Origin of the sequence: Nonlabens sp. Hel1_33_55 (assembly GCF_900101765.1) — a bacterium.
GTDB lineage: Bacteria > Bacteroidota > Bacteroidia > Flavobacteriales > Flavobacteriaceae > Nonlabens.
Map to the genome: position 1 here is coordinate 2309846 of NZ_LT627735.1, position 17940 is coordinate 2327785.

Annotated in this window: 16 protein-coding genes; 9 read left to right on the forward strand and 7 right to left on the reverse strand. The window is 39.9% G+C overall.

Annotated elements, in window-relative coordinates; translation table 11 throughout:
* The first annotated feature begins 214 nt into the window (after nt 1-214).
* The 3 genes from BLO34_RS10315 (at nt 215) to BLO34_RS10325 (ending at nt 3363) form a co-directional block, all read left to right on the forward strand.
* Nucleotides 215-973 carry a UDP-2,3-diacylglucosamine diphosphatase gene (locus tag BLO34_RS10315; RefSeq protein ID WP_090755068.1) on the forward strand — a complete coding sequence of 253 codons (759 nt, stop codon included), beginning with the start codon at nt 215-217 and terminating at the stop codon, nt 971-973.
* Nucleotides 974-1122: 149 nt separating this feature from the next.
* On the forward strand, nt 1123-2949 hold the full coding sequence (locus tag BLO34_RS10320; protein ID WP_090755070.1) for a PAS domain-containing sensor histidine kinase: 1827 nt from the start codon (nt 1123-1125) through the stop codon (nt 2947-2949).
* A 3-nt stretch (nt 2950-2952) separates the two neighbouring features.
* A complete protein-coding gene (locus BLO34_RS10325) occupies nt 2953-3363 on the forward strand; it encodes a two-component system response regulator (protein WP_090755072.1) in 411 nt (136 codons plus the stop codon).
* Here the strand turns inward: BLO34_RS10325 and recJ are convergent.
* Entirely contained in the window at nt 3346-5040 is a 1695-nt protein-coding gene (recJ, locus tag BLO34_RS10330; protein WP_090755074.1) for a single-stranded-DNA-specific exonuclease RecJ, read from the reverse strand. The two genes, BLO34_RS10325 and recJ, sit on opposite strands and share 18 nt — an antisense overlap.
* A gap of 3 nt (nt 5041-5043) precedes the next feature.
* Nucleotides 5044-6009, reverse strand: a complete 966-nt coding sequence (locus BLO34_RS10335) for a mechanosensitive ion channel family protein (RefSeq protein ID WP_090755076.1) — start codon at nt 6007-6009, stop codon at nt 5044-5046.
* Nucleotides 6010-6096: 87 nt separating this feature from the next.
* On the opposite strand from BLO34_RS10335, the gene BLO34_RS10340 reads away from it, so the two are divergent.
* Nucleotides 6097-6687: a carboxymuconolactone decarboxylase family protein gene (locus tag BLO34_RS10340; protein WP_090755079.1), complete on the forward strand. Its 591-nt coding sequence runs from the start codon at nt 6097-6099 to the stop codon at nt 6685-6687.
* On the opposite strand, the gene BLO34_RS10345 is transcribed toward BLO34_RS10340, so the two are convergent.
* The gene (locus BLO34_RS10345) at nt 6688-7560 is read right to left on the reverse strand and encodes a hypothetical protein (protein WP_090755081.1); all 873 of its coding nucleotides are present in this window, start codon (nt 7558-7560) and stop codon (nt 6688-6690) included.
* A 146-nt stretch (nt 7561-7706) separates the two neighbouring features.
* Between BLO34_RS10345 and recQ the strand changes: the two genes are divergently transcribed.
* From recQ to BLO34_RS10360, 3 genes are all read left to right on the forward strand, one after another.
* On the forward strand, nt 7707-9860 hold the full coding sequence (gene recQ, locus BLO34_RS10350) for a DNA helicase RecQ (protein ID WP_090755083.1): 2154 nt from the start codon (nt 7707-7709) through the stop codon (nt 9858-9860).
* 5 nt (nt 9861-9865) lie between these two features.
* A complete protein-coding gene (locus BLO34_RS10355) occupies nt 9866-10351 on the forward strand; it encodes an RNA methyltransferase (protein WP_090755084.1) in 486 nt (161 codons plus the stop codon).
* A 100-nt stretch (nt 10352-10451) separates the two neighbouring features.
* Nucleotides 10452-10646 (forward strand): cold-shock protein, encoded by a 195-nt coding sequence (locus BLO34_RS10360; protein ID WP_085766969.1) that lies wholly within the window; start codon nt 10452-10454, stop codon nt 10644-10646.
* Between the two features lie 416 nt (nt 10647-11062).
* Here BLO34_RS10360 and BLO34_RS10365 read toward each other — a convergent pair whose 3' ends face one another.
* The 4 genes from BLO34_RS10365 to BLO34_RS10380 all read right to left on the reverse strand — a co-directional run bounded on the left by BLO34_RS10365 (nt 11063) and on the right by BLO34_RS10380 (nt 15149).
* Nucleotides 11063-11203 (reverse strand): FeoB-associated Cys-rich membrane protein, encoded by a 141-nt coding sequence (locus tag BLO34_RS10365; protein ID WP_090755086.1) that lies wholly within the window; start codon nt 11201-11203, stop codon nt 11063-11065.
* Nucleotides 11204-13315, reverse strand: coding sequence for a ferrous iron transport protein B (gene feoB / locus BLO34_RS10370; protein WP_090755088.1), 2112 nt, complete (start codon nt 13313-13315; stop codon nt 11204-11206). It abuts the gene before it with no gap.
* Nucleotides 13308-13538: a ferrous iron transport protein A gene (locus BLO34_RS10375; protein WP_090755090.1), complete on the reverse strand. Its 231-nt coding sequence runs from the start codon at nt 13536-13538 to the stop codon at nt 13308-13310. Before BLO34_RS10375 ends, feoB begins: the two co-directional genes overlap by 8 nt.
* Nucleotides 13539-13628: 90 nt before the next feature.
* Nucleotides 13629-15149 carry a GH3 auxin-responsive promoter family protein gene (locus BLO34_RS10380; RefSeq protein ID WP_090755092.1) on the reverse strand — a complete coding sequence of 507 codons (1521 nt, stop codon included), beginning with the start codon at nt 15147-15149 and terminating at the stop codon, nt 13629-13631.
* A gap of 64 nt (nt 15150-15213) precedes the next feature.
* Between BLO34_RS10380 and BLO34_RS10385 the strand changes: the two genes are divergently transcribed.
* On the forward strand, nt 15214-16008 hold the full coding sequence (locus BLO34_RS10385; protein WP_090755093.1) for a DUF2797 domain-containing protein: 795 nt from the start codon (nt 15214-15216) through the stop codon (nt 16006-16008).
* A gap of 299 nt (nt 16009-16307) precedes the next feature.
* Nucleotides 16308-17756 carry a peroxidase family protein gene (locus BLO34_RS10390; protein WP_090755095.1) on the forward strand — a complete coding sequence of 483 codons (1449 nt, stop codon included), beginning with the start codon at nt 16308-16310 and terminating at the stop codon, nt 17754-17756.
* The last annotated feature ends 184 nt before the right edge of the window (nt 17757-17940 follow it).

Here is a 17940-nt window from a genome sequence, read left to right on the forward strand (position 1 = left end):
AACAGTTTGAAGCCGCAGTCTTAGTTTGTTTTACGCTTTCGCGAAAGCGAATTCACTATAATCCAAATTGCAATTTAAATCGAACCTGAAATTTGTAAATGACTTCAAAATTATATCCAACAACAGCTGAACTGTACGTCAATAGTAATAGAACATTAACCGAAATTGAGACTGCAAACTGACAACTGATACCTGAATCATTATCTTTGAACCCATGCAGATTCCCGAAGGCAAAAAAATCTATTTTTCCAGTGACAATCACCTAGGTGCGCCTACGGCAGAGCTTAGCAAACCGCGCGAGAAAAAATTCTTGCGATGGCTGGACATGGTCAAGGAAGATGCCGCAGCTATTTTCCTGCTGGGCGATTTATTTGATTTCTGGTTTGAGTACAAAACCGTGGTACCTAAAGGACAGGTGCGCGTACTGGGCAAACTTGCCGAAATACGTGACAGTGGTATTCCCATCTACTTTTTTGTAGGCAATCATGATTTATGGATGTTTGGCTACTTTGAAGATGAGCTGGACATTCCCGTTTATCACGAGCCCAAGATGTTCGAATTCAGCGGTAAGAAATTCTTTATTGGACACGGCGATGGAAAAGGTCCCGGCGACAAAGGCTATAAGCGAATGAAGAAGGTTTTTACAAATCCTTTTTTTCAGTGGTGCTTCAAGTGGATCCATCCAGATCTAGGCGTGCGGCTAGCGCGGCATTTATCGGTCAAGAACAAATTAATTTCTGGTGATGAGGATGCTATTTATTTAGGCGAGGAACAAGAATGGCTGGCCCAATATTCCAAGCGCAAGCTGGAAGATCTACATTATGATTACTTCATTTTTGGTCATCGCCATTTGCCGATGAAAATCGACATTAATCCAGAATCGACGTACTACAACTTAGGCGACTGGATAACTCACTACACCTACGGTGTTTACGACGGGAACTCTTTTACACTTATGAAATTTGAGGAATAGATCATCGACGAAATACACTTGTTAACTTTAAATTAACTCTTTTCGTCGGTTTTATTTACCTTTAGTCTAATAAATAGTAGTGAGCATCGTATGAAGACATCTCTCACCATCATAAACTCGTAATTTTATTAGTCCCTAAAGAGTTGCTCATGGATCGATCCCTACAAAAAAACCCTATTTACCAAGCCCCAATAGCCATTGCGTATCTAGATACTGATCTTAAATATGTGGCTCATTCAAAAAAGTGGTGTACCGATTATGGTTTAGAGTGCCTTGATTTGGTAGGTAAACATCATTACGATGTTTTTCCAGCGGTAGAAGCGGCATATGGTGAGCAACATCAAAGAATTTTAAAGGAAGGTCTTGAAGAATCCCACGACGCAGAAAAGTTCGTACGTGAAGATGGAACGGTTCACTGGCTCAAATGGAGCCACGGTCCTACAAGAGATGAGAACAATACTATCACCGGTATTGTAATGATGACTGAGGATGTCTCAGAGAGTATTAATAAAAGGTCCAAACTGGATCGCGAGCACCAACTATTGCTTGATGCTGCAAATAAGGCGAAAATAGGGTCGTGGGAAATGAATCATTTAACTAATGAACTCTACTGGTCGAGAGTCACTAAGAAAATCCACCAAGTCAGTGAAGATTTTATTCCAGATGTAGCCACTGGTATCAATTTTTATAAACCAGGAGTCAATCAAGAAATTGTTACCGATCTATTCACCAGATCCTATGAAACAGGAGAACGCTTGGAAGCTGAACTCCAAATTATAACTGCAAAAGGAAAAGAACGTTGGGTACGCAGCGTGATGAAAGCAGAAATTGTTGACGGTAGATGCATACGACAGTACGGTACTTTTGAAGACATTACTGAGAAGGTAGAGTCTGAGATGAATTACAAACTCGCTCTACGTAAATTTCACGACGTATTTGAAGCGTCTGGAATAGGTAAAATTGTAGTTGATCCTATTGATCTAAGTATTACAGAGGTAAATCCCAAGATGTGTGAATTGCTCAACTATGAGGCAAGTCACGTCAAAACTTCATCCCTGGAAAAATATGTATTGAAATCTGATTTCCCCAGACTTTTCAATGCGGTAACTGATCTTTTAAATAAGAAGATTGAAGGTATAGACATTACTATTAATCTTAAAAAATCCACTGGAAGATTCATTATTTGTTCGGTCATTGGTACTTTGATAGAAGATGATAATGGAGATCCTGTAGATCTTGTAATCCAGGTAATTGATATTTCTGCTATCAAAAAGAAAGAAGATGAGGTTAACGCATTTACAAAGTATGTAGAGCAACAGAATGAAAGACTGCTAAATTTTGCCCACATTGTCTCTCATAACTTAAGATCCCATTCCAGTAATTTTGAGGTGTTACTCAATTTGTATAAACAGGAGACTGAAGTCGAGGACCAACAAAATATTATCAAACTACTCTCATCATCCAGTTCCCAACTTGCGGAAACTATAGGCCATTTAAATGACGTTGTAGCGGTAAATACCCAAAAAATAGAGTTGACCAATATCTACTTGAAGGAAAATATCTTTAAGGTAATGGAGAACATTTCTTCACAAATCAAAGAATACCATATTAATGTACATGTAGAAATAGACGATGATTTTACTGTGGCTGCATCACCTGCTTATCTGGAAAGCATACTACTCAACTTACTTACCAATAGTATTAAGTATAGGAAAAAAGAGGAGCCTACCAAGATCACAATTAAGGCTTTCAAACATGAAGGAAAGTCCAGGATTATTTTTGAAGACAACGGTATAGGAATCGACATGAAACTTAATGGCCATAAGATTTTTGGCATGTATAAAACATTTCATGGGAATAAGGATGCACGTGGCATAGGTCTTTACATGACCAAGAATCAAGTGGAAGCCATGGGTGGTACCATCAGAGTGGAGAGCGAGAAAAACGTTGGTACAAAATTTAAAATTACCTTATAGGATATGACATTAGATTATACTTGGATTATTGACGATGATGCCATATTTACTTTCACGGTAAAAAAGATGCTGCAGTTACATAACCTGACGCATAGGATAGACACGTTTCCAAACGGAATGGAAGCCAAACTACAATTAGATAATCTTAGAGAACATAAACTTTCTTATCCTAATGTAATTCTTCTTGACATCAACATGCCCATTCTTGATGGTTGGCAGTTTATGGATGAGTTTGCTCAGTTTCCTGATAAAGAAAACATCATTGTCTATTTAGTGAGTTCTTCAATTGATCCCAATGATAGGCTCAAAGCTGATAGATATGAAGATATTGAAGATTTTGTAGTGAAACCAGTGACGCTTAAAGCCTTATCAAGTTTAATATCTGATGCTAGAACTTTAATGGATATCTCTTAACCTAAGCTGTAAACTTGTCTGATTATTCCAGGTATTCTCATCTATGGAATAAGCAATATCAAACGATTGGTCGTTATTGATAGAATTCAATTTATCTCCCATATTAAAACCAATCGCGTTGAATCGATCCGTGGAAGTTTTATCTGAGGTAATGCATGCTTTAAGATGTTTATCATCCTGTCCTACTGGTCTAGCATAACCAGTATCTACAACGTTTTTAGTTAAAAATATGGGTGACATATTTCCAGGTCCAAAAGGTTCCATTTGCTTTAAAATCCTGTAGAATTTAGGAGAAATGGAGTTCAATGGCAGCTGTAGATCGATTGTAATTTCTTCCGTTCGATCTTGATTTTTTATGGTAGCGCAGACGACTTCTTCAAATCGGTTTTTGAAGGATTCATAATTCTCTTCTTTCAGAGTGAGTCCAGCAGCATATTTGTGGCCACCATATTGCTCAATAAACTCAGAACATTGTTCAATGGCATTGTACACATCAAAGCCTTTAACACTGCGTACACTTGCCGCTAGTTTGTCACCGCTTTTTGTAAAAACAACCGTTGGCCTGTAATAGGTTTCAATTAACCTAGAGGCAACGATCCCAATGACTCCTTTATGCCATTCTGGATCATAGACAACAGTTGAAAATCCTTCTACCTCATCATTGCAAATAATCTGTTCCAGCGCCGCATCTGTAATCCATTTGTCGGTCTCTTTACGGTCCGTGTTGTTTTGTTCAATGGCTTTGGCGAGTGTGACTGCCGTTTCAAGATCTTCTGCCGTTAACAATTCGACAGCATATAAGCCGTGCTTCATTCTTCCTGCCGCATTGATACGAGGTGCGATGGTAAAAACTACATCTGTAGAAGTTAGACTAGGTTTATTAAGCTGTGAGATAATCGCTTGAAATCCTGGTCGCGGGCACGTATTGATTACATGAAGGCCGTGATAGGCCAGTATCCTATTCTCATCCACCATGGGAACAATATCTGCACCTATGGCAGTTGCAACAAGATCCAAATATGGAATCAACACCTCAAAATCCCAGCCTTTAGTTATAGTGATGGCCTGACACAGTTTGAAGCCTACACCACAACCACACAACTCGTCAAATGGGTAGTCGCAGTCAAGCCTTTTAGGGTCTAAAACCGCAACGGCATCTGGTAGATGTTTTCCTGGTCTGTGGTGATCACATATGATGAAATCGATTCCTTTTTCATTTGCATAGGCCACCTTATCAATAGCCTTGACACCACAATCCAATGCTATGATCAGGGAAAAATCATTGTCTGCCGCATAGTCGATCCCTTGAAAACTCACCCCATAACCTTCTTCATAACGGTCTGGTATATAAGTAGAAACCTGAGGATAAAAACTCTTCAAGAAGGTTGACATTAATGCCACACTGGTAGTGCCATCTACATCATAATCACCGTAGACTAAGATGTTTTCGCCGTGCTCCACAGCTTTCAAAATACGTTCTACGGCCACTTGCATGTCTGCCATTAAGAATGGATCGTGAAGTTCTTTTAGAGATGGCCTGAAGAAGGATTTCGCTTTCGCGAAAGCGTCAATACCACGTTGCACCAACAAACCAGCCAGCACCGGATCTATATTAAGATCTGCTGCAAGTTGCTGCTGTTTGTTACTATCAGGAATTGGTTTAAGAGTCCAGCGCAAAGATTAGTTTTTAAAATTTTGATTCTGATCAGCCTGCGATCCATCATCCTTTTTTGAATCTTTTTCATTCAACTCAATCCTGGTTCTAGAGAAACTATCGGGATAATTTGCCTGTATAAATGTGATCATCTTTTCACGCACAAGAACGCGCAAATCCCAAGCTGTTGGCGAATTAATAGCGCTAACAAGAATCCTGGATTCCACAGAAAATTCCTTGGAATCAGTCACCTGTAGAACGTTTACTTTTCCATCCCATAAATCGGTAGATTCAAGCACTCTAGTCAATTCTGAACGCAATTCTTCAAACGGAATACTATAATCTGTATAAAGAAAAACGGTTCCTATAATGTCTGAGCTATTCTTAGTCCAGTTCTGGAATGGTTTCTCAAGAAAATAACTAGAAGGTAATACCAGACGTCTTTTATCCCAGATTCTGACCACTACATATGTCAGATTGATTTCTTCAATCCAGCCCCATTCGCCTTCAACCACAACGGCATCACCTAATCTAAAAGGCTGCGTTATCGCAATCTGAATTCCTGCGAGTAGCGCACCAACCATTTTTTGGGCAGAAAGGCCTATGATTATTCCAGCAACACCAGCTGATGCAAACAATCCAATACCTATGTCCCTTATACTTTCAAATGAGATAAGAATTAATCCTGTGGCAACAAGAAACGTGACAAAAATCAAGATCTTTTCAAGGATCGCGACTTGAGTGTGGACTTTTCGTGCTCTTAGATTATCGTCTTCAGTGACATCAAATCTCTTCAAAAAGCGTCGTTTGAGTTTCCTGATAACGAATATGAACAGAAAGGCCAGACCAACGATTATAAAGTTCCTGCTTTGGGAGGCAAGAAAAGAAATGTCATTCTCAAAAAAGGAGTTGAGCCAGGCAATGATAGGCTTGATCAATATTCCTATAATAAAAAAGAACAAGCCAGCTGTTAGGGCTAGACGGTTGCGCATAGATAATTTTTAAAAAGTATAAAGATAACAGACCTATAAGGAAACCTATAATTTATCTAACTTTCAATAATTCAATATGCCAAAAATATGCCTTTAGTAACACCATTATCGCCTGAACACGATCCAGAAACCAAAGAACTTGCAGCGTTCTTTAATGAAACGTTGGGCTTTTGCCCTAACTCTGTTCTTACCATGCAACGCAGGCCAGCCATTTCAAAAGCTTTTATCAACCTGAACAAAGCTGTGATGGCAAATGAAGGTCGTGTTACAAGTGCACTTAAAAGAATGATCGCATGGGTTTCCAGTAATGCTACTGGTTGTAGGTATTGTCAGGCACATGCGATAAGAGCTGCAGAACGCTATGGCGCAGAACAAGAACAATTAGATAATATCTGGGAATACAGAACGCATCCCGCATTTTCTGAGGCAGAGCGTGCCGCGCTGGATTTTTCTCTAGCCGCAAGTCAGGTTCCTAATGCTGTTGATGATTCCATCAAAAAACGCCTACACCAATATTGGGATGAAGGTGAGATCGTAGAAATGTTGGGAGTTATTTCTCTTTTCGGCTATTTAAATAGATGGAATGATAGCATGGCAACTACTCTGGAAGATGATGCTATTCATAGTGGCAATCAGTTTCTAGGTAAACATGGCTTTGAAGTTGGGAAGCATCAGTAGTTATTTAGTCATCACTACACGCTGGGTGCTACCATTAACATCATACTCAATGATAAAATTCTCACCTTCAACAAACCCTATTCCAGTGAAAGAATCTGTAGTGATTAGATAAACACCCGCGGCCGTTTTACGACCAGTACCTATTAAAACTTCTTCTTTAAAAATTTCAAAGTTATCTTTTGAATCATCAAACTTTAGAGCGTATCCTGTACTTGAAGTGTCTTTGAAGTCTATATCTGTTTTAGATTCTGGTAAAGAGTTTGAAGATCCTTTTAGATCATCTGTAGTTATTTCTATGCTCTCCTCTATTATTTCATTCGTTGAATCTATATCAGTCTCGACACCAATGTTTTTTGATACATTCGATTCTTTAACTTTATTCTTTTTTTCCAATTCTCGTTCCTGCGCGATCGTCAATAATTGTGTAGGAAACTCTTCTTCATCACTATCACCATTGTACTTATAATTGAGATTTTCAAAGGATTTAAAAGCTTCTCTCACTCCGCTGAAGTAAGCCTTATCAAAAGTTTTTTGTCTTGCTCTTGCAACCTCAGTTGTAAACAATACTTGTCCACTACAGTTTTCCAGTCTTGCTTCAATATCTGTCCATAGCATTCCCGATTTATCAACCTTTAATTGCAAGGCATTACAACTACCTCTATTAAGATCAGCCGGTAAGCGCTCAGAATTTCTATAAGCATTGAAACCATACTTTTTCAATTCAAATACCATTAACTCGTTTAATCTAAATTCATTAGCGTCATTTTGAAAGTCATATTGATTATTTACAATAACATATTTATAATCATTTACAGACTGTGCCCCTGAAAAGTAGAAACAGGATAACACAACCAACAGAATATATTTTTTCATAATGAGTTTTATAATAAAGGATTAAAGATAATAGATAACGGTTCACCAGTTATCAGAAGTCGGATAAACCAATCTTCAATTTTTGTGCCGTTTGACTACCTTTATATCTTTGCCTTCCAGCAACGCCATTTTTACTAATTCACGCCATGAAAAAACTACAATTACTCAAAAAGCATTTTGGGTACGACAGCTTTAGACCTCTACAGGAACAAATAATTGACCAAGTTCTTGAGGGTAAGGACCTGATGGTCGTGATGCCTACTGGCGGTGGTAAATCCATGTGTTTTCAATTACCATCACTCATTCTTCCAGGAGTCACGTTGGTCATTTCGCCGCTTATCGCTTTAATGAAAGATCAAGTTGATGCTTTGAATGCTAATGGGATCTCTGCTGGGTTTTTCAATAGCTCACAAGAGACGGCAGACCAGAATCATTTGATTCGCAAATTGCAGAGTAACGAACTACAATTACTCTACGTCGCTCCAGAAAGTATATCACTTTTACAAAACCATTTGAGCGAGATCAAAGTCTCTCTCATCGCGGTGGACGAGGCGCATTGTATCTCCACTTGGGGACATGATTTTAGACCTGCCTACACCCAACTTTCCTATCTTAAGAATTCCTTCCCTGATGCCAGTTTGATTGCGCTAACAGCAACAGCTGACCGTGCCACGCGAGCCGATATTAAAAAACAACTCTCGATCGTTCATGCAGAGGAGTTCGTCGCTTCATTTGATAGGCCCAATATAATGTTGGAAGTCCGACCAGGCACCAACCGAATGACTCAGGTTTTTCGTTTTTTGAATAAGCATAAGGACAGTTCTGGAATCATCTATTGTTTGAGCCGCAAGAGCTGTGAAAACATTGCAGCAAAATTGAAAGGACAAGGATACTCTGCCGCTGCTTACCATGCTGGATTGGAAAACCGCTTTCGCGAAAGCGTACAAGAACAATTCATCAAAGATGAGATCAAGATTGTGGTGGCCACCATCGCTTTTGGAATGGGGATCGACAAGTCAAATGTGCGTTTTGTGATCCATTACAACATGCCTAAAAATGTTGAGGGTTATTATCAAGAAATAGGTCGTGCCGGTCGTGATGGGATGGAATCGCAAGCACTGCTGTTCCACAGTTATGCGGACGTGATCCAGCTGCGAAAGTTTGCAGAAGGTAGCGGCAATAGTGAGGTGCAGATTGCAAAACTCGAGCGCATGAAACAGTTTGCAGAGGCACTGACTTGCCGCAGACGCATGCTACTTTCCTATTTTAATGAGTTCCTCCCAGAAGATTGCGGCAATTGTGATGTTTGCCTGAACAAGCCAGACTTTATGGACGGTACACGTCTTGCCCAGATGGCTTTGAGTGCCGTCTATCGCATGGATCAACGCGCACCGCTCAATCTATTGGTAGATGTGTTGCGCGGAGCCAATAATGCTGGTGTTATGGAAAGTGGTTATGATAGCATCAAAACTTATGGTGCTGGACGCGAAACTTCCTGGAATGATTGGCAACAATATATTATCCAGCTTATCAATCAAGGTTTGCTGGAAATTGCCTTTCATGAAAACAACCAACTGAAATTGACCGCAGAGTCAGAAAAAGTGTTGTTTGAAAATAAACCGGTACGTCTAGCTATCATCCCAAAACCTGAGGAAAGAGCCGCTGCGGCGCAATTACAAGAACTTCCTGAAGAGGTGAATAAGGATTTATTCAAAGAGTTGAAAGAGCTGCGCTTGAGCCTTGCTAAAGAGGAAAATCTTGCTCCTTACATGGTCTTTAGCGATGCGACGCTTAAAGATATTTCTGCACGCATACCGCTGGACGATAATGAGTTTGCAGATATTAGTGGTGTAGGCGTTCATAAACATGATAAATATGGTCAGCAATTTTTGAAGGTCGTTGAATCGTACAAGGAAACGAGACCCGATGGTTTTGTATATCGCACTGCCACAAAAAAGAAAAAAAAGAAACGCTCTAAAATCAGCGGCCTATCAGATACAGTGATGGAGAGCGTTGAGGCTTTCTGGGATGGAAAAACCATTGAAGAAATAGCAGAGGATCGTTCTCTCAAAGCAGATACTATCCTATCGCATTTAGGAAAAAGATATGCCTCTCACCGTGATGTTGAAGTGGATCCTTTGTTAGATGGTGTGGATCTACAAAAGCTGGAAAATATGCTTCCCAACTTCAAAAAAGACCGATCCATGAAACCGGTTTTTGATCATTTTGATGGGAAAATAGGATATGGTAAACTACATCTAGGAATGGCTGTAGTGGAAACAAGAATGATGGCTCAATAAATTGAATGGACTCCTTAGAAAATAACTTTTTTGGAATTGGGATCGAGAATGGAAAGACTCCTGAAAATCTGGGTGTCCTATGGCGCAGCGCGCAGAATTTTGGTGCTAGTTTTATTTTTACCATTGGCAATCGATATGCAAAACAGGCCAGTGATACCCATAATGCCGTGAACTCCATTCCCTATTTTCACTATAAAACTTTTGATGAATTTTACAAACATCTACCTAAAGGCGCGATGCTCATAGGCATCGAACTTTCACCTGAAGCTACATTGCTTAGCGACTTTCAGCATCCACGTAATGCCGTTTATTTACTGGGTGCAGAAGATCATGGTTTGAGCAAAAAAGCGGTGGATAAGTCACATCATTTAGTGAAGTTTGAGACCCCAAGGAGCCTTAATGTATCTGTCGCCGGCAGCATCGTTATGTACGACCGAAGTGTCAAAGGAACAACGATTTACATTGACGGCGCACCAAAAAATACATCCTAAAAGCCCGTCATTACTGAAAAAATTAAATTAATTAAGTTATTAACAATTTGGTTAACTGAAACTTATTATTTTTGAAACTTAATTATTACAATTTATTACAATGAAAGAAGGTACCGTAAAATTTTTCAATGAATCAAAAGGCTTCGGTTTTATCGTTGAAGATGGAACAAATCAAGACTGCTTCGTGCACGTAACTGGACTAATCGATGAGGTTAGAGAAGGTGACAAAGTGGAATACGAAGAAAAAGAAGGAAAAAAAGGAATGAACGCTGTAAACGTTAGAGTAATACAGTAATTCATATTTATAATTCTTACTAACTAGAGCCTGTTCATTTTGAACAGGCTTTTTTATTTACTCACCTTTTTAGATCGTTGTTGTTTTTGTTGTGGAGTTACCATCCCGCTATTTGCGCGATGGTCGGGCTTTACGTTACAATTCCTCGTCCCGCTTGTGGCGGTCCTGTGGGATTTTCACTGCAATCCCTAACTCAAATAACCCATACAACTCAAAAAGTTCTGTAATTACCGACATTACATACATAAAGACTCTTAACTATTCTAGAGAGACATTTTGAAACGCGTTAGGGATTGTAGTGTAAATCATATTTGAGCCTGTTGGGTCTCCAGCTTTGGCTCAAATAGATTGTAGCGCAAAGCCTGACCTCGCCTTAAGCGAGGGAACGCCCACACAAGAAAAATAATAAAAATAATCTAGTGACAACCACAGTCGCCGTCACCGCAATTTTTTGAATTATATCTGGAAGGAAACAGTCGTTTTCTAAATAACCAGCCTATCGCGGTAATCACTATTACCGCAACAATGATATATTGAATAAGAATCGTGAAGTCCATTTATTGAAGAATTTGAAAGGCTCCTAGTGCGGCAAAATAAGCAATAAGCGTCATCGCACCGAATTGTACCGCAGGCCACTTCCAACCATTGGTTTCTCGTTTGACGATCGCCAGCGTACTCATACATTGCATCGCAAAAGCATAGAATAGCAACAACGATATACCACTGGCAAAGGTAAATAATGGACCGCCCAAAATCGGATTCGTCTCTGCCTGCATTCGGTTTTTGATGGTTTCTTCCTCGCTGCTTTCCACACTGTAAATCGTCGCCAGGGTACCAACAAATACCTCGCGGGCTGCAAATGAACTTACTATCGCAATACCTATTTTCCAGTCATATCCCAAAGGTCGCACTGCAGGCTCGATGGCTTTACCTAGGTATCCTATAAAGCTATGCTCCAATTGGTGCGACGCTATTTTTTGGTCGAGTTCGGTTTGTGTGAGATCTTGATTTGCATATTGCTCGGTGACAATTTCTTCTGCATTGGTGAATTGGTCTCCCAATCCATAACTGGCCAGCACCCATAGAACGATACTAATCGCCATGATGATTTTACCAGCACCTAGCACAAAACTTTTGGTTTTTTCAATCACCGTAATGGCTACATTCTTACCCATTGGCAATTTGTAGGCAGGCATTTCCATGACAAAAAATGTCTTTCTATTTATTGGAAGTATTTTGTTGAGCACCCATGCAGAAAAAATTGCGGCGCCAAATCCCAAAAGGTATAAAAGCATTAACGTCAATCCTTGCAAATTAAAAATCCACCATAGATCTTGATCTGGAATGACTAAAGCAATGATGATTAGATATACAGGCAATCTGGCACTACAGGTCGTAAATGGTACCACCAATATGGTAATCAATCGCTCTTTCCAGTCCTCAATATTACGTGTTGCCATAACTGCTGGAATGGCACAGGCCGTTCCTGAAACTAGAGGTACAACACTCTTACCACTTAAACCAAACTTTTTCATGATGTGATCCATGAGAAATACCACACGACTCATATAACCGCTTTCTTCCAATAACGAAATGAAGAAAAACAGAAATGCAATTTGTGGTATAAAAATGACTATACCACCTAATCCTGGAATGATACCTTCCGCGATCAAGCTAGTTAGCGGTCCTTCTGGTAGACTTGATGCAGTAATAGAACTAAGTGAGGCAAACATTTGATCTATCCAGTCCATAGGATACGATGACCAGTCATAAATCGCTTGAAAAATAACTAACAGAATCACAAAGAAGATGAGGTAACCCCAAACCTTGTGCAGTAATACGCGATCCAACTTGCTGCGCAAATCCTTGGCATTAGTTTGGTCGACATGAAGTACTTTTTTGAGTAATCCGTTAATAAATTGATATCTAACCACAGTCTCCTTATGCTGCAAACGTTTCAAATCTTCTTCTGACTTGATATCAAAGGTTCCTGTTTTGAGTTTTTCAAAATCACGGTTGCGCTCTACCTTACCAAAGTTGACGTCTTGGGTGATAACCAACCATAACTTATAAACCAACTGTTGCGGATACGCCTTGCGCAGTCGTTCAAAATATTCAGGATCGATGACACTTGCGTTTACGCAAGGATCTACCTTAAGCGTTTTGTATTGAGTGATAGCCTCCTTTAAATTATCAATCCCGATATTTTTGCGAGCACTAATCAATACTACCTTGGTATTGAGCTCTTCTTCCATCATTTCAATGTCCAGAGTGATAGCCTTACGTTCCATACGATCTGCCATGTTGATGACCAGGATCGTTGGTATTTCAAGATTTTTAATCTGTGTAAAAAGTAGAAGGTTGCGCTTTATATTTTCAATATCACTAACGACAACTGCTACATCAGGAAAATCTCTTGAGTTTCTATTGAGTAAGGTTTCTACCACTACACTCTCATCCAGTGATGAAGTGTTGAGACTATAGGTTCCTGGCAAATCAAGAATATGAGCCTTTAAGCCACGGTCTAGCTTGCAAACACCTTCTTTTTTCTCAACCGTAATTCCAGGGTAGTTACCTACTTTTTGGTTAAGTCCTGTTAACCTATTGAATAACGAAGTCTTTCCCGTGTTTGGGTTTCCTATAAGGGCAACATTGATCGATCTAGACATAAGGATCGACATTTATTTTAGAAGCTGTTTCCCTGCGTATGGCAAGGTGCGTTCCATTAATATTCAAATAAATAGGATCTTGAAAAGGAGCACTTTGCATCATAGTCACCAGATTTCCAGGCAGGCAACCCATTTCTAATAACTTCAAAGGAACATCGGTTTCCTTGAAGTTCTTGATAACAGCAACTTCTCCTCGCTTTAAATGTGCAATCGTCTTTTCCAACCCTTATTTAGAATTATTTTGAATAAGCAAAAGTACTACGCAACAAGGGAATAGGAAAGTATTAACCGCTAAATCTTGAGTTTCCAAGTGTTAAACGTTGACCTGCATCTCTAGCAATTCATCTAAGTAGATTCTAGTATTGGAAAGTCTAGGTATTTTATGCTGACCGCCTAATTTACCTTTCGATTTTAGCCAATTGTAAAACAAATCTTCTTGAGCAAAATGGATGCTGGGTTCACGCAAGGTGGTGTTGAGATATCGCTTTGCAGCATAATCACTATTCACTTCTTGTAAATGCTTATCTAGCAGCTCTTTGAAGGTTTCCTTATTCTCAGGTTCTTGTTCAAACTCAATGAGCCATTCGTGAGCACCTTTTTCTTTGTCTTTCATGAATATAGGTGCTACTGTATAATCCTTAATAACGCAAGGTATTTTCTGAATCGTTTTCTTAAGGGCTTGTTCAGCATTTTCTATGATCAATTCCTCACCAAAGACATTAATATGATGCTTGGTACGACCCGTTACTTTGATGCGATAAGGCGAGGTGCTGGTAAACCTGACCGTGTCTCCTATTTTATGTCGCCACAATCCAGCATTAGTAGTAATGATAATGGCATAATTCTCACCCATTTTAACCTGTTCCAATGGTATCGCCATCTCATCTGGTGTTCCATAGGTTTTCATGGGAATGAACTCGTAGAAAATCCCATAATCCAGCATCAGTAATAATTCTTTGCTGTCATTGCGATCTTGAATGGCAAAAAATCCTTCGCTGGCATTATAGGTCTCGTAGTATTTGATGTCGCTGCTGGGTAATAACTTCTTGAATGGTTCTTGATAAGGTTCAAAGCTAACGCCACCATGAAAAAATACCTCCATATGTGGCCAGACTTCAAGAATATTGTTTTTACCTGTTTTTTCTAGTACGTTATTCAGCAGTACCATCATCCATGAAGGAACACCAGCTAGACTGGTGACATCTTCATGAATCGTTTCGGCAACGATGGCCGGCATTTTAGTTTCCCAATCTGCCATTAAAGCAACTTCATTAGTCGGTGTGGAACTATAATCTGCCCAGAAAGGCATGTTATCAATCAAGATAGAACTTAAATCACCTGCAGAAGTTCCTGAACTTTTATCCAACGTCTTACTACCGCCCAATCGCAAACCACGTCCTGTAAAAAGTCTAGATTCTGGGTTGTTATTGAGGTACATGCAAAGCAAATCCTTTGCTGCGGCATAATGACAATCCTGTAACGATTGCTGACTTACCGGTATGTATTTACTGCGTGAGCTTGTTGTACCACTAGACATGGCAAAAAATTTAATTTCTTCTGGCCAGAAGATATTGCTCTCACCGCGACGTGTGCGCTCTAGATCTTCCTGAACGTCACTATAATCTGTAATGGGTACTTGATCCCTAAATCTCTCGTAGGTTGTGATAGAGCCAAAACCATATTTCCTACCTACTTCAGTATTTTTAGCTTGTTGCAGCAGTTCCAATAATAGATTACTCTGCATTTCCTGCGGGTACCGCATGAACAATTCCATATCGTGGATGCGCTTCTTTAAGAACCAAGAAACTACAGAATTGACTAAAGGGATGGCCACGCTCTACTGGGTTTAGGGTATTTTTGGGGCAATATAATTCAATTTATCTCAATAAAACCCCAAAATGATAGTAAGCGGCACCATACGTAAAATGCAAACTGAACTTCAGGAAACCGTTCAATACTACATGGTTTTCAGGGATGAATTTGTACATGCCAACCAACTACTTAACCACACCATCACGCTCAAACACGTTGCAAATGAGTGTCTCAATTGCGGCCTGGATAAAAAGATATGGCGTCAGGGTTTTTGTTACGATTGCTTTTCCAGCATACCGCAGGCTGGCGACTGGATCATGAAACCAGAGTTGAGTCGTGCACATCTAGATGAAGAAGATCGCGATCTGGAATATGAAAAGCGTGTACAGCTCAAACCACACATCGTTTATCTGGCTAATTCCAGCAACGTCAAAGTAGGTGTGACCCGTCAAACCCAAATCCCAACCCGGTGGATTGATCAAGGTGCACACGAGGCTGTTGCCATTCTTGAAGCGCCTAATCGCTACCTAGCAGGAATTACGGAAGTCGCCCTAAAAGAGAAGGTTGCAGACAAGACCAATTGGAGAAAGATGCTCACTAATGATATTGAGGATGTTGATTTGTTACGCTTTCGCGAAAGCGTACTCGACCTCATCCCAGAAGAAGCCAAGGAATTCGTTCTACCTGTAAAAGATGAAACGCATATCAATTTCCCTGTACTACAATATCCAAAAAAAGTAACCAGCGTCAATCTTGCCAAAACTCCCGAACACACAGGAAAACTGATGGGAATTAAAGGTCAATACTTCCTATTTGAGGATGGAAAAGTCATGAATATACGCAGCCATGAAGGTCTTGTTGTAGAACTCAAGGTGGATTGATGCATCGCAAAGTGATCACATTTAAATGACGCCAGAGATTCTGATTAATTAATACTATTGTATTGAAAATCAAAAGTTCAACTAGTTGGTGATGCCTTTTTTTATCCAAACTCAAGTAAAAACGACGCTCCTGTTCCCAAATATCTATATTAAAGATATTTACATCTAATATATGGCTGATCAAGCAGCCATCTGGTTTATTCTATTTAACTTGCTATCAGCTCATTAACGCTCGCTCATAATTATTTATTTAAGGCTCATTTGTATGGAAACTACACTAACCACTAAATATTTTATTTATGAAAAGCAATCACGGACTACACAGTTTCTACGGCAAGAACAAACTGTGCACACTTGCATCCTACGACGTTGAATCCATCGGCAAATTTGGGAGAATGTTTAGAGATGTCTCACCTCTTTACAATAATCCACAAGAACTCAATAAACTAGGAGCTAAAGGTGGACCCATGGACATCAACGGTTCACCACAATTTACTTCAAACGTACCGCTAGGCATGATCTTTTTTGGTCAATTCATTGATCATGATATCACTTTTGATACGACCACTAGTTTTACAAGTATTAACGATCCATCCAACGTTGAGAATACCCGTACGGCCACACTGGATCTTGACAGCATATTTGGTGGCGGTCCAGAGGATGAGCCTTTTCTATATGACAAACCTAATGGTAGAGGACTTTACCTATTAACTGGAAAAACAAACCAAAACCAAGGTCAAGGAGCCGCTCTTGAAAAGCACGACCTAGCTAGAACAGGAACCGAAACAGCCATTATTGGGGATCCTAGGAATGATGAGAATAGGGTCATCTCGCAAATGCAGCTTGCCTTTATAAGGTTCTACAATGCGCTGTATGATGAAAAAAAGCAGGCAGATCCACACAAATCGGCAGCTGAAATTTATGAAGAGGCAAGAGAAGAGGTAACTCTACACTACCAGTGGATTGTCGTGAATGAATTTTTACCACTTATGTGTGGCTCAAAGATCGTGAACGAAGTCTTAGGCTCTGGTCGCAAGTTCTACAAACCATGCCATCAGGCATTCATACCAGTAGAGTTTTCAGTGGCGGCATATCGTTTTGGCCATTCCATGATCAATCAAGACATGAAGTTGCAACCCAGCGGGACCATGCGCAATATTTTTTCTAAGGAGTTCGGTCGTGGATTTGAAAAAATAAAGAATCAAGGACAAGTTATTGAATGGGAAACCCTATTTGACTTTGATGGCAGCTATCAAAGGTCTGAGACGCTGGATACAAAAATGGCTTCCATCCTACTCGAATTGCCCTTCATACAATCAAGCAATCCAGCAGATAAATCCCTAGCAACTAGAAACCTTAGAAGAGGCCAGAGTTTCCTACTTCCATCTGGAGAAACTATTGCAAAATGTATGGAACGTGACGCTGCAGAAGTTGACAATGTCAAAAACCTTATTGAGAATCTGGCAAACAATCATTCCATCGGTCTTGATAACGGCACACCGCTATGGTTTTATATACTTGCAGAGGCAGAAGTGATAGGCCGTATGGATAAAAACAACAACCTGCCAGGTGAAGGTCTAGGACCTGTAGGCGCCACCATCGTTGCAGAAACGATCATTGGAATTCTAGAAATGGACGAGAGGTCTTATTTGGGTAGCAATAGAGATTGGGCACCACATTTAGGAACCAATGGTGTCTTCACCATGAAAGATTTATTAAATATCGCAGATACGGCGGTAGAGCTATAACATAAAACCGCCTTAGGAATATCTTGAGGCGGCTTTAATTATCTTCTATAAATTGATTCGTTTTCCGCTTTCGCGAAAGCGTAGTCGACCTCATCCCAGAAGAGGCTAAGGAGATCGTTCTTACTGTAAAGGATGAATTACATATCAACTTACCAAAAACCTTAAATACTTTGGCAAGCTGATG

Bases quoted from the DNA above. Each gene is read 5' to 3' on its own strand.
- recQ (WP_090755083.1), top strand. From the start codon at position 7,707: ATGAAAAAACTACAATTACTCAAAAAGCATTTTGGGTACGACAGCTTT.
- BLO34_RS10360 (WP_085766969.1), top strand. From the start codon at position 10,452: ATGAAAGAAGGTACCGTAAAATTTTTCAATGAATCAAAAGGCTTCGGT.
- BLO34_RS10340 (WP_090755079.1), top strand. From the start codon at position 6,097: ATGCCTTTAGTAACACCATTATCGCCTGAACACGATCCAGAAACCAAA.
- BLO34_RS10335 (WP_090755076.1), bottom strand. From the start codon at position 6,009: ATGCGCAACCGTCTAGCCCTAACAGCTGGCTTGTTCTTTTTTATTATA.
- BLO34_RS10315 (WP_090755068.1), top strand. From the start codon at position 215: ATGCAGATTCCCGAAGGCAAAAAAATCTATTTTTCCAGTGACAATCAC.
- feoB (WP_090755088.1), bottom strand. From the start codon at position 13,315: ATGTCTAGATCGATCAATGTTGCCCTTATAGGAAACCCAAACACGGGA.
- BLO34_RS10355 (WP_090755084.1), top strand. From the start codon at position 9,866: ATGGACTCCTTAGAAAATAACTTTTTTGGAATTGGGATCGAGAATGGA.
- BLO34_RS10385 (WP_090755093.1), top strand. From the start codon at position 15,214: ATGATAGTAAGCGGCACCATACGTAAAATGCAAACTGAACTTCAGGAA.
- BLO34_RS10320 (WP_090755070.1), top strand. From the start codon at position 1,123: ATGGATCGATCCCTACAAAAAAACCCTATTTACCAAGCCCCAATAGCC.
- BLO34_RS10365 (WP_090755086.1), bottom strand. From the start codon at position 11,203: ATGGACTTCACGATTCTTATTCAATATATCATTGTTGCGGTAATAGTG.
- BLO34_RS10325 (WP_090755072.1), top strand. From the start codon at position 2,953: ATGACATTAGATTATACTTGGATTATTGACGATGATGCCATATTTACT.
- BLO34_RS10390 (WP_090755095.1), top strand. From the start codon at position 16,308: ATGAAAAGCAATCACGGACTACACAGTTTCTACGGCAAGAACAAACTG.
- BLO34_RS10345 (WP_090755081.1), bottom strand. From the start codon at position 7,560: ATGAAAAAATATATTCTGTTGGTTGTGTTATCCTGTTTCTACTTTTCA.